This window comes from Methanobrevibacter sp., from assembly GCF_045120835.1.
Classification (GTDB): Archaea; Methanobacteriota; Methanobacteria; order Methanobacteriales; family Methanobacteriaceae; genus Methanocatella.
In genome coordinates, this window is sequence record NZ_JBGVFE010000034.1 from 83,271 (window position 1) to 95,484 (window position 12,214).

The following is a 12,214-nucleotide window of genomic DNA, read 5'->3' on the forward strand; positions in this document are numbered from 1 at the left end:
TATATCTTTAAAGTACTTAAATGTATGCATTACATGAATTTCTCGTCAAAATCGATTAAAACATTTAAAAGAAAATCATCCAAGTGATGAATAGTTCTATAGGAAATATTTTTAGGGATTTCCCAATATGCCGATGCGATACTTCCAGCAATTGCTGCTTGAGTATCTGCATCACCCCCCAATGAAACTGCATTCCTAATTGTGTCCTCAAAGTCCCTGGCCTCCAAAAAACATATTATTGACTCTGGAACACTGCCTTTGCATGATACATCAAATTTATAGAATGGACGAATATCATCCAGTGAAACAGACAAGTCATATCCATATCTCACTTCAACATGATCCCTAATTTCATCCTTTTCGGCACCTATTCTTGCCAGATATATGGCATCACAAGTTGCAAGGGCACCCTTAACGGCCTCTGGATGATTGTGAGTAACGATTGCTGAGGTTTCAGCCAATTTTTGTGCTTCACTAAGGGAATCCGCAGCCCATGCACATGGAGAAACTCTCATTGCAGACCCATTCGCCCAACTGCCATAAGGCTTTGGGGATTCCTGAAGTAGCCAATCCAAAAATCTGGCACCATAACCTGCATTAATATATTCATTACCGAAATATTTCAGATTATCAATTAAAACATCCTTTGAGGACTTATCTTCCAACAGCCAATTTGCAACGGCCAGCGTCATGACTGTATCATCAGTAAAACATGACCCCTTTTCAAAAAAATCAAACTGCTTTGTTTTTATTGGACAAAATTCTCTTGTCGAACCTATTATGTCCCCACTTATTGCGCCGATAATTCCTTTCATGAATAATAATTGTGATTAAATAGTTAATATAATTAATTGAAGTCACTTTGTAAAATTGTCTCCATCCCATTAAATTGAGTAAACCCTGAAAAATTGCAGTTAAATCCAACAAAAAAGATTTATAATATGAATTTAATATTAATCTATGATAATACAAAGTATTATCAAAAACACGGAAATTTCTATATCCTAAATTCTTAAATCATTCAAAACTCACTTCCTAAAACAACTTGTTACTCAATTATATAGAAATTTCGACAACTAATGCAACTAAATATCTAAGTGATTCCAGATTTTCTGGAATCATAAAAAAAAATCCAACCCCGAAACATTTCCTAAAAATTTTTGCATTAGCTTGCAAATAGAAAAAATATTTTTTGAGTTAATTTTTTAATTGAAGTGAAAAAAATAATTAAAGTTGAGAGAAATTATGCACTTCTCTCAAGAACAAAATCTGCAATGTCAACAAGTACCTGTTTAGATGAAGAATCACCCAATATTTCGAGTACTTCTTTTGCTTTGTCAACAGATTCTAATGCCAAATTGCGAGCATATTCAATAGCACCACAATTTGTTAAAATTTCGATTGCTTCATCTATCTCATCTTGAGAATTATCATCAGATTTTAAGATTTCAAGCAATCTGCCATCATCATCAGCCAAACCTTTTATTGCAATGATAGTCATTTTACCTTTTGCGATATCAGACCCAATTGGTTTACCCAATGTTTCTTCATCTGAAGCCAAATCAAGATAATCATCCTGAATCTGGAAAGCAAGGCCAATCAAACGACCGTATTCATACATTGCATCAATGACTTCATCATTGGCACCGCCCATAATGGCCCCAGCTTTGGTGGCTGCTGCAATTAAAGCACCGGTTTTTTTGAAAATCATTTCCATGTATTCATCTTCAGTGACGTCAAATCTTTCTTCAAAGCCCATATCCAATGCCTGACCTTCACAAATTTTAACACATGCATCAGCAACTGTGGCAAGCGCCTTATTGTTCTGATCAGGAGTGGTATCCTGAGATGTAATGATTATCTCAAATGCTTTTGAAAATAATGTGTCTCCTGCAAGAATTGCAACATCATCTCCCCAAACTTTATGAACAGAAGGCATTCCCCTTCTCATATCATCCTGGTCCATGATATCATCATGAATCAGTGAAAATGTATGGATTAGCTCAATAGCTGAACCAGTTTTTAGAGCAGATTCTCTTTTTCCTCCAACAGCTTCGGCAGTGATTAATGTTAGGGCCGGCCTTAACATTTTGCCTCCAGCTTTTGTCAGATAAATTGATGCCTCACCTAAATTGTCAGGAGTAATTGTGGCTAATTCTTCTTCGATTGTTCTTGTAATGTCTGTTGAATAATTTCCTAGTACCTCTTTTACATCACTCATAAATATCCCTCTTTAACTTCTAAAAACCTGTGCTTGAGCATTTCTCAAAATATGGATATCATATCCAATTCTGTAACCTTCCTCTTCAGCAAGCTCAGCATAAGCTGCAAGCATGGATAAGTCCCCGTGTGCAGGTATGATATGTTGTGGTTTTACCATACGTAAAAATTCACGATGGTCTTCCCTTCCTGCGTGTCCGGAAACGTGAGCATTTGGATAAATTCTTGCACCTTTAAGTTTCAATCTCCTTTCCATAATATGCCTGTTTGCGGCATTGGTCGGGTTTGGAATAATAGGTGCTGAAATAATAACGTTGTCTCCTTTCTTAATGTTGAATGGAGTTCTTCCGTTGGCGATTCTTGGAAGCAATGCATCCGGCTCTCCTTGGTGACCTGTAGTTACAAGCAGGTAATTTGCACGGTCCTCATCCGCTTTCATCAAAGCCCTGTTAACTGCCTTCGGAGATCCGAAGATACTGGCATTGCTAGGCAATTTCAAGATACCCAACTTTTGCGCTATGCCACAGAACCTTTCCATTGAACGACCCAGGAAAAAGATTTCCCTATGGCTTTTTTTGGCAATGTCTGCAATTGCCTGTACACGTTCTACATGAGATGAAAATGTGGTGACAATCATACCGGTCTTTTCATGCAATGGTCCTCTCATTACATCTTCCAATATGTTTTTTGCAATCCTCTCTGAATGGGTCTTTACCTCATCAAAGTTTTTGGCATTTGTTGTTTCAACAATTAATGCAAGGACTCCTTTCCTGCCCAATTCTTTTAATCTTTTATAATCCGGTGGTGGAGATACCTTTTGATGGTTATCAAATTTAAAGTCAAGTGCATATATTATAATTCCTTCCGGAGTGTGCAATACCGGAAATACTGCCTGCGGAATACTGTGTGTTGACTGTACAAATTCCAATGTGATATCCTTTGAAAGCTTTACTTTACTTCCAGGGTTCAAAACCTTGATTGAATTTGTTACTTTGAATTTACGTTCGCCTTTAATTTGCTTTTCAATTAAAGCGGCAGTATATGGTGTTCCTATTAATGGTGCATCATATCTGTGTGCTAGTTTAGCGACTGCACCTATGTGGTCCAAGTGACCGTGGGAGAAAACAATTCCCTTTACCTTACCGTCAACATCCTTCATCAACGTATCATCTGGAATGACTCCCCTTTCGATTAAGTCTAAACTATGCATTCTGTCGATATCAGTGTCCTCGTGCATACTAATCCTGTCAAGGTGAATTCCCATATCAAAAATAACAACATCTTCACCTATACGGATAGCAGTCATGTTTTTCCCGACTTCCTGATATCCCCCTATAGCGATTACTTCAACGCTCATGTTTTATCTCCTTGAATAATTCTTTGTGTTAATACCTCTTTCATTTAGCCATTCCCTTGTTTTTCCACGAATGACCAAATTAGACTGTTTCAATTCTTCAATATTATTTGCTCCAACTAAAAACATAGCAATTCTTAGTGAATCATTAAATCTATTAATAAATGTGTTTAAAGCTTCTTGAGAAGCAGAATTCTTTAGAAATGGCAATGCCATACCAACAGCATCAGCTCCAAGAGCAATGGCCTTAGCCGCTTCAAGACCTGTACGGATGCCTCCTGATGAAATGACCGGCACATCAACTGCTTGAGTAACTTCAACAGTTGAAATTGCAGTTGGAATACCCCAATCCCAGAATATTTCTCCAAGATATCTGTCTTCCGCCCTGTATGTTTCAACAGCCGCCCAGCTAGTTCCGCCAGCGCCTTCAATATCAATAAAATCAATGCCTGAATCAACTAATATACGAGCTGACTCAGCAGATATTCCGCAACCTGTTTCCTTTGCAAGAACAGGAATATCGACAGCGTCTGTTATCTGACCAATCATTTCTGTGTATCCCCTTGCATCCAAATCTCCTTCAGGCTGAATAGATTCCTGGAGAGGATTTAAATGAATTGCAAGAATGTCCGCATCCAATATTTCAACAGCTTTTTGTGCCAAATTTAATTGCGGTGCGCCAATATTTCCTACAAGTAAACAGTCAGGCGCATTTTCGCGGACAACAGTATAGGTATCCTCAAGTTCCGGATGTTCGCAAGCCGCTCTTTGAGAGCCAACACCCAAAGCAATTCCATTATTTTCAGCAGCAATTGCCAATTGTTTGTTAACTTCTTTAGCTTTTGGATGGCCACCAGTAATGGCTGTAATAAATAAAGGTGAGTTTAACTTTTTGCCGAAGACATCAGTTGACAAATCGATTTCCTGCTTGTCTATTTCCGGCAAAACATTATGGATCAGTTCAATGTCCTCAAATCCTGTAGTTTTGTTTTTAAACTCAACATCATAATTTTCACAAATTAATAAATGCTCTAATTTTCTATCTGAAATCATGTGTTAATTTCCCCTTGAAATTATTGTACCTTTAACGTCTTCATTTTCCAATACCTTGAAAATATTACCTTCAACTTCAGCATTTATTATTTTAGATTCAATTCCTAAATCTGCTAAATATAAAAGTTCCTTAATTTTTCCAACCATGCCTCCGGTTACATCAACATTGGTAGTTCCTTCAAAAGTGTCCAAATCCTCAATGGATGTGAACTTGTCAAAAAATATTGCATCATCGTTTGTTTTAGGATTTTTATTGTAAACCCCATCCACGTCAGTGCCTAAAATGACACTGTCCGGATTGAGATTCCTGGCCAGGAATTGAATTAGCTGATCGCCTGAAATAACGCAGAATTCCAAATCATTATCCAAAACGACATCTCCAAAAATGACTGGAATAAAACCCTTGGACAAATAATTTTTAAATACGTCCAGATTTCCATCTGTAATCCTTTTACCTGTTGCAGTTATAAAACTGGATGCGGGCAGTGCAATGACAGGCAAACCTTCATTGATAAAAGCTTCACAAATGAACATATTTAATTTTTTAACTTCATTTTGGATTTCACAAAACCCTAATCTTTTTTGAGGATAAAGGGATTTGTCAAATTCTTCACCAATCTTATGTTTTTTTGCTGGAGGATGGCCAAAAGAACCTGCTCCATGAACAATGACTAATTGTTTAGTGGAATTGTCCAAAGAAGCCTTAATTTCAGACGCAATTCTTTTAAGACTGACAGCATCAACTTCACTCCTATTTGAATCCTTGTTTGTTAGGATGCTGCCTCCAATTTTTAAAATAATCATCAAATCACTTGTAAACCCTTGAAGAAACTCCTTTTCGAGTAAATCTAATCTTTAAAATATTATCATCACGGTCAATAGCTCTTGCAACTTCCTCCACTTTACCCGGACAGAGTGCAATGATGCTGCCTCCTCCACCGGCACCAGTGGTTTTGGCACCTATGGCTCCCGCTTCCCTTGCATTATATACCATACGAGACAATTCTAATGTGTTAACACCTATAACATCCAGAAATCCGTGATTAATATTCATCAGTTCTCCAATTTTAGCAAAATCTCGTTTAAGAATAGCCTGTTTTGCATAATTGGTTAAATTACCCATCGCAGTAATTACAGGATTGATAATTTTAGGATTCCTGGTCTTAAGATTTTTGACATCCTTTACCATTTTACCGGTGTTTCCATGTTTGGTGGTGTAGCCCACAACGAATGGTACATTGAAATTGACATTGAAGTGTTCAACTTTCTTGTTTCTTGACAAATAAACAAGTCCACCATATGTAGAAACAAGCGTATCCAATGGACTGGCAACTCCCTGAACCGCCTGCTCAACCATGTGAGCATCATGTGCAAGAGATTGCTTGTTAAAACGAATATTATGATATCTGTATAATGCAGCAAGAGTAGCCACAGTAACTGCCGCTGAAGAACCAAGCCCTGATCCAATTGGGACATTGGAATTTAAAGTAATGTCGATTGGAGTATGGTCATGAACTCTATAAAGAGACTCTAAAATATATCTGATAATACCTGGTTTTCCTTTAAGTAAAATATATTTCTTATATCTTGTAAGTAATTCTGCTTCAAAACCTATATCCGGAGCCCTGAAAATAGTTCGTCCATCTTCAGATGGCTTAACTGTCACATAAGCTCTTTTATTTACTGCTCCCGCTATAGCAGGTTCGTCATAAACGACGGAGTGTTCTCCAAACAATATTGTCTTAGCCGGAGCGGAGGCCTTTGCTATCATAAATACACCTTACTTAAAAACTCCTGAAGCATAACCTACAACTGACGTAAAGTCCCCAGTGACATCACCGCTAGTCCCATAAGCCAATATTTCACCAGCATTTTTCCCATCTCTTTTAGAAAGGGACATGGTTGTCATTACCGGACCGTAACCACACATCGTGATATTGTATTGAACCACTTCTTCAAAAAGCTTGAATTCATTCATATCACCGATGTCTTCCAAAACAAATCCGTCAACCTTATTTGCCTTTTCCTGATTGTTGAAATGAGACAGATCAGTACTGGCAATGACACAATAGGATTTGTTTAACTTGTCTGCAGCTTCAAAAATAGCGTTCGACAAATCATTTGAAGTTACGAAATTCTGAGTTCCCATTGTGATTGGAACTATCTTAAAATCAGTTGAAAAATATTGTAGGAATGGCAGCTGAACTTCAATGCTGTGTTCACGAAGATGGGCTGAGAAATCAGCAGATGCAATGTCTGAAGCATCAATAATGGCTTGTGCAAATTCACCATCCACTTCCACATTTCCCAGAGGAGTAATCCATTCCCCTTCATAGAATACAGAAATTTCACTACCAAATCCAGTGTGGTTAGGACTTATAATAATAAAAACTTCAGGAAAACCATTCTTAACGATTTCACAATAGCCATGTGAGGCTATTGCACCAGAATATTGATAACCTGCATGAGGAACCATTACATTGATAGGATAATCACTATCATCAAATGAAGCAAGCTTTGGAACGCTTCCAACACCGGCATCATCTAAAAAGCAACTTTTGATAAGTTCTTTTAATTCATCAGGATCATCTGGATAAAAGAATCCAGCAACAGCAGGTTGTCTTAACATCTAACTCACTTAAAATTTAAGTTCGAATTCGGTTGCATCAATATCCAAGTCACCGTCTTCAGGAATGTCTCCTCTTTCTCTTAAAATTTGTCTTGCAAGTAACCAGTAAACTAAAGCGATAGCTTTTCTACCTTTGTTGTTTACAGGTACAGCAATATCAACAAAACTGAGTAAGTTTTCAGTATCACATAAAGCAATTACTGGAATACCATTTTGTTTGGATTCTAAAATTGCCTGTGCATCTGATCTTGGGTCAGTTACAACAATGATTTTTGGTTCAATGAATTTAGCGTAATTTGGGTTTGTTAATGTACCTGGAATGAATCTTCCAGGAATGGTTTTAGCACCGGTTAACTCACCGAATTTTTTAACAGGAGCCTGACCGTATTGACGGGTAGCCACTACTAAAATGTCTTCAGGGTCGTATTTTGCTAAAAGTTTTGCAATTTGCCTGATTCTTTCATCAGTCTTTTGAATATCCAATACATATAAACCGTCAGATCTTACTCTGAATATGTATTTTTCCATGTCACTAGTTTTCTGCTGGGTTCCAATGTGTAAACCAGCTGCCAAATAATTATCTAAGTCTATTAAAAGTTCTTCATTTACCATATTTTCACCTACAATTTAAAAGTCATCTTCAATTTCAATACATTCATTAGGACAAACATCCATACATACTTCACAATAGCTGCAGTCTTCAGGATTGACAATTTCAATCTTGTCCCCCTTAAGGACTAACACTTCCATTGGGCAAACATCAGCACATTCAGCGCAGTCTGCACCATCACATTTATCATAATCAAGAATTACTTTTGACATAATTTCCCTCTTTTTTAAAATTTACCCATCCTTGAATTTGGAAGTTTCTCTTCAATGCGAATAAGCTCATTCAATTTAGCTATTCTTTCACCGCCAATAGCACCGGTCTTAATCATCGGAGATGAAAAACCAACTGCCAAATGTGCAATAGTATCATCGGTAGTTTCACCTGAACGGTGTGATACAACAGGCACAACACCGTTTTCTTTTGCTAGTTTAACTGTAGCATAGGTTTCAGACAAGCAACCGATTTGATTAGGCTTGATGATGATTGCATTTGCTGCATTCATTTCAATGCCCTTAGCTAAAAGCTCCTTATTGGTTACAAACAAATCGTCTCCACAAATGAGACATTTGTCTCCAACCTTTGAAGTCAATTGAGCAAATCCGTCAAAGTCAGATTCGTCAAATGGGTCTTCCACATAAAACATTTTATAAGTATCAATGATATCTTTTACGAAATCTATCTGATCTCCAGTATCCCTTTTGATACCGTCTTGAGCATATATATACTTCTGCTCATTTGCATCCCATAATTCGGATGCAGCCATATCTAAAGCGGGCCTGATTTCAATACCAATCTCATCACCAACTTCTTCACATGCCTGAGCTTGAATTTCTAAAGCATCGCTATTAGTGATATTAGGTACCCATCCGCCTTCATCGCCTTTACCTCCAGTAAAGGCAGAGTCTTTAGATTGGATTAATTCTTTCAACTTTTTGTGAATAGAAGCATTTGCAAAAATTCCATCAACCATATTTGTAGCTCCAATAGGAACAACAAGGAATTCTTGAATGTCTGGAGCATTGACACCAGCATGAGCACCGCCATTCATCATATTACCTAATGGATATGGCAATTCATTTGCAAAATTACCTCCAATGTATTGATAAAGCGGCATGTTGTAAGATGATGCTGCCGATTTGGCTGTGGCCATAGAAATAGCAACAGTAGTGTTGCCTCCAATAGCTGCCAAATTGTCAGTACCGTCAATTTCTTTCAACACTTCATCAATAGTAGCAACATCACAAGCATCCATTCCAATAAGTTCAGAAGCTATTAAATCTTCCATTTCACTTACTACAATGTCCACTCCTCCTTCAGGAAATGATACTACTTCTCTTGAGCCAGTACTTGCTCCACTTGGTGCAGCAGCTCTACCAAAACCATTCCAAGTAATCACATCTACTTCTATGGTAGGATTGCCTCTGCTGTCCAAAATCTTTCGAACTTGGACGTCTTCTATTATACTATCCAAAAAAACACCTCAGTGTCATTCAATTTATTACCAACCAACCCGTATTCTGAAAAAATTAGTAAGTTTCTTTACAGGTTTATATTGGTATTTACTATTTTTTTTAAATAAATTATAAGAGTAAATAGATAAAATCTATTCATCTCTAATAACATCTAATGGTAAAACTCCAGCTTTGAGTTCTTCGTATGCTATGTCAATTGGATCAAGGGAATCTGCAATTTCCACCAAAGGTTTAGCTCCCATAGATATTTGAATCGCTCTAGCACCGAGAATTCTAGCTCTTTCAAACCTTGTCAATTTTTTTTCAACATCCATGAATATTACTCCATTTTTAGGCATATATTTTACCAAGATTAAGTTTTTTATTAAAAAATATCCCTACAACTGTCTATTCCCAGGTTTCCACATGAGAAATCAACATTCTTCTACAACAGTATCTAGTTAAACCTAAATCATCTAAAACGTCTTTAGACTTTTCACCAGCCGCAACTCTTTTGTTGTATTCATCAAAGTAAGCTGATACAGGTTTTCCACAACTTAAGCATCTTATAGGAATCATTTATATCATCTTTTTAATTTAAATAAAATATAAAATTACAGAATTTATCTGTAACTTTTTTGTTTACGAGCTCTTGCTCCAGGACCACCGTATTTTTTAGGTTCGGAACGTCTAGGGTCACCTACTAACATGGTTCTGTCATAGTGGATGAATTTTTCTTTTAAATCCATATCCTGAGACCATTGTACGAGTCCTTTAGCAATTACCATACGTGCAGCTTCAGCTTGACCCATTACTCCTCCACCAATAACGTGGATGTTGATATCCACTTCATTAGCTAAATCTCCAGCTAAGGTTAATGGTTCTTGTAATTTTAAGTTAGCAAGCTCAGGGGAATAAAGTTCTAAAGGAACTTTGTTGATTCTGACTTTACCGGTTCCTTCACGAACAGTACCTCTTGCGATAGCTGTTTTACGTTTTCCACTAGTATGAATAACTTTAACCATAATTACACCTACTTATCTAAAAGGTAGCTCCTAAAAGTTTGGAAATTTCTCCTAACTCGATACCTTTTTTGAGATCTTTGTATTCTGCTTCAGGAACTGCAGTAAGTTCAGCATCAGCATATTCAGCAGGTACGCCGACAAAAGCTTTTAAGCCTTTGAATGCTGTTTTACCTTTAGATTTTTTGAAAGGCAACATTCCTCTTACAGTTCTTCTAAATATGTCATCCGGTCTTCTAGGATATTTAGGACCTAAGTCACGAGGGTTTGAAATACTTGCCCTGTCGACTCTTTGTTTGTATTTAGCATAAGCCCATTCCTTATTACCAGTTAACATAATTTTTTCAGCATTGAGAATTACAACTTCTTCACCGTTTAAAAGATTTTTACTAGTTACACTAGCTAATCTTCCTAAAACGCATCCTTCTCCGTCTATAATCATCATAACACACATCCCCTATTCCATAATCCTTATGTTTGATCCTTTAGGATTACTTTCCATAATTTCTTCAATTGAGATGCATTCTCCGCCAGCACTTTCGATTTTTTCCTGTGCTTTAGCTGAGAATTTGAATGCTACAACATCTACTTTGTTTTCCAAATCACCATTTGATAAAACTTTACCAGGTACTAAAACAGTTTCGCCAGCTTCAGCATATCTTGAAATATCTGACAAGTTAACTTCAGCGGTTCTTCTGTTAGACCTTTCAAGTCTTTGTGCAACATCTTTCCAAATAGCTACATCTTCACTTCTTGATTTTTCATAAAGTTTATTAATAAGTTCAATAAGGTTAGGATTTGTTTTTATTACTTTCTTAACCATTATTTACTTCCTCCTTCTTCACTAAATCCGATAAACTTATCCGCTTTTTCACCTAATACATCACAAGCTTTTAATAAAACTTCTTTAGGAGGCATTGCCCCATCAGTTTCAATTCTAAATATAAAATCATTTTCACGATATCCAACATTTATATAACCATTGTCGGAAGCCCTTACGCAGCTTTTACACATGGCACAATTTTCGATATCCAGGATTTTAATCTTTTTAGACCTTCTGTCTGATTTCAAAACGCCTCTTGGACATGCCTGAGCACAATCATAATCGATTTCAACATCCTCATTGAAAGTAATTTCAGGATATTGCTTGTATGCACATACAGTTGTTGGCATCCATTTAGCATGTTCCTTACCGTATCCAACTTTAGCAACCGCTTCAATGTTGAGTACTTCATCTTCTTTAAGTTTTACTAAAGGTATAGTGTCGTATACAGGTTTAATTGTTGAGTCTGAAGATATTAAATCCTTAGAATAAACTACTTTAGGTCCCACTTCATTTAAAGAAAACATGATTCCATTTGAAAACTCTTCCCAATCATCATCTTCAGGCAATGACAATCCTTCAAGAGCATCCAAATCAGAAACTAAAGGAGTTAAACCAAGTCTATGAGCAAGTACCTCATTGAACATTGCAGAATCATTTCTAATAATATTTACATCTTCAATAGCTATTTTAGGTACATTAACCATTGCAACCCTTCTAATAGCATTTATAAAAGGTACTTCTGCATCACGAACAATGAAAACAATTTCATTATCGCTTTGGCTTTTTAATTCTATCTCCATATTAAACCCTTCCGCTTAAACTCTTCTTCCTCTTTTACCACCAGGTCTTCCAGTACCGTCGTGAGGAATAGGAGTAATATCTTCGATTTTTCCTATTTTAATTCCAGCTCTTGCTAAAGCACGAATAGTTGCTTGTGCACCAGGTCCAGGACTTCTAGGTCCATTTCCACCAGGAGCTCTTACTTTAATATGTAATCCAACAAATCCTTTTTCTTTAGCATCATCAGCTATTCTAGTTGCTGCAGCCAT

17 protein-coding genes are annotated in these 12,214 nt (G+C 36.8%); all 17 read right to left on the reverse strand.

Translation table 11 applies throughout. The annotated features are described in order from the left end of the window. Positions 1 to 29: 29 nt before the first annotated feature. Positions 30 to 815, reverse strand: coding sequence for an ADP-ribosylglycohydrolase family protein (locus ACJMLO_RS04030; RefSeq protein WP_405294161.1), 786 nt, complete (start codon positions 813 to 815; stop codon positions 30 to 32). Between the two features lie 428 nt (positions 816 to 1,243). Continuing rightward, complete coding sequence (idsA, locus tag ACJMLO_RS04035) at positions 1,244 to 2,221, reverse strand: short chain isoprenyl diphosphate synthase IdsA (RefSeq protein WP_405294163.1); 978 nt, start codon at positions 2,219 to 2,221, stop codon at positions 1,244 to 1,246. A 12-nt stretch (positions 2,222 to 2,233) separates the two neighbouring features. Beyond that, entirely contained in the window at positions 2,234 to 3,577 is a 1,344-nt protein-coding gene (locus ACJMLO_RS04040; RefSeq protein WP_405294165.1) for an RNase J family beta-CASP ribonuclease, read from the reverse strand. Positions 3,578 to 3,580: 3 nt separating this feature from the next. Continuing rightward, the gene (fni, locus tag ACJMLO_RS04045) at positions 3,581 to 4,627 is read right to left on the reverse strand and encodes a type 2 isopentenyl-diphosphate Delta-isomerase (protein ID WP_405294167.1); all 1,047 of its coding nucleotides are present in this window, start codon (positions 4,625 to 4,627) and stop codon (positions 3,581 to 3,583) included. A 3-nt stretch (positions 4,628 to 4,630) separates the two neighbouring features. After that, positions 4,631 to 5,431 carry an isopentenyl phosphate kinase gene (locus tag ACJMLO_RS04050; protein ID WP_405294169.1) on the reverse strand — a complete coding sequence of 267 codons (801 nt, stop codon included), beginning with the start codon at positions 5,429 to 5,431 and terminating at the stop codon, positions 4,631 to 4,633. A 4-nt stretch (positions 5,432 to 5,435) separates the two neighbouring features. Beyond that, a complete protein-coding gene (gene mvk, locus ACJMLO_RS04055) occupies positions 5,436 to 6,398 on the reverse strand; it encodes a mevalonate kinase (RefSeq protein WP_405294171.1) in 963 nt (320 codons plus the stop codon). Between the two features lie 9 nt (positions 6,399 to 6,407). Continuing rightward, a complete protein-coding gene (locus ACJMLO_RS04060; protein WP_405294173.1) occupies positions 6,408 to 7,256 on the reverse strand; it encodes an MEMO1 family protein in 849 nt (282 codons plus the stop codon). A gap of 9 nt (positions 7,257 to 7,265) precedes the next feature. Continuing rightward, a complete protein-coding gene (gene rpsB, locus ACJMLO_RS04065) occupies positions 7,266 to 7,868 on the reverse strand; it encodes a 30S ribosomal protein S2 (protein WP_116591298.1) in 603 nt (200 codons plus the stop codon). 15 nt (positions 7,869 to 7,883) lie between these two features. Continuing rightward, positions 7,884 to 8,078, reverse strand: coding sequence for a 4Fe-4S dicluster domain-containing protein (locus tag ACJMLO_RS04070; protein WP_405294174.1), 195 nt, complete (start codon positions 8,076 to 8,078; stop codon positions 7,884 to 7,886). Between the two features lie 14 nt (positions 8,079 to 8,092). Next, a complete protein-coding gene (gene eno, locus ACJMLO_RS04075) occupies positions 8,093 to 9,337 on the reverse strand; it encodes a phosphopyruvate hydratase (RefSeq protein ID WP_405294176.1) in 1,245 nt (414 codons plus the stop codon). A gap of 132 nt (positions 9,338 to 9,469) precedes the next feature. Beyond that, entirely contained in the window at positions 9,470 to 9,676 is a 207-nt protein-coding gene (locus ACJMLO_RS04080) for a DNA-directed RNA polymerase subunit K (protein WP_405294178.1), read from the reverse strand. A gap of 49 nt (positions 9,677 to 9,725) precedes the next feature. Then, on the reverse strand, positions 9,726 to 9,896 hold the full coding sequence (locus ACJMLO_RS04085; protein WP_042694539.1) for a DNA-directed RNA polymerase subunit N: 171 nt from the start codon (positions 9,894 to 9,896) through the stop codon (positions 9,726 to 9,728). Between the two features lie 44 nt (positions 9,897 to 9,940). Beyond that, positions 9,941 to 10,342 (reverse strand): 30S ribosomal protein S9, encoded by a 402-nt coding sequence (locus ACJMLO_RS04090; RefSeq protein ID WP_296784186.1) that lies wholly within the window; start codon positions 10,340 to 10,342, stop codon positions 9,941 to 9,943. A 16-nt stretch (positions 10,343 to 10,358) separates the two neighbouring features. After that, positions 10,359 to 10,781, reverse strand: coding sequence for a 50S ribosomal protein L13 (locus ACJMLO_RS04095; RefSeq protein WP_405294193.1), 423 nt, complete (start codon positions 10,779 to 10,781; stop codon positions 10,359 to 10,361). Between the two features lie 15 nt (positions 10,782 to 10,796). Next, complete coding sequence (locus tag ACJMLO_RS04100; protein ID WP_405294180.1) at positions 10,797 to 11,162, reverse strand: 50S ribosomal protein L18e; 366 nt, start codon at positions 11,160 to 11,162, stop codon at positions 10,797 to 10,799. Beyond that, complete coding sequence (locus tag ACJMLO_RS04105) at positions 11,162 to 11,965, reverse strand: DNA-directed RNA polymerase subunit D (protein WP_405294182.1); 804 nt, start codon at positions 11,963 to 11,965, stop codon at positions 11,162 to 11,164. Before ACJMLO_RS04105 ends, ACJMLO_RS04100 begins: the two co-directional genes overlap by 1 nt. A gap of 15 nt (positions 11,966 to 11,980) precedes the next feature. Beyond that, the coding region (rpsK, locus tag ACJMLO_RS04110; RefSeq protein WP_405294183.1) for a 30S ribosomal protein S11 at positions 11,981 to 12,214 on the reverse strand (234 nt) is incomplete at its 5' end.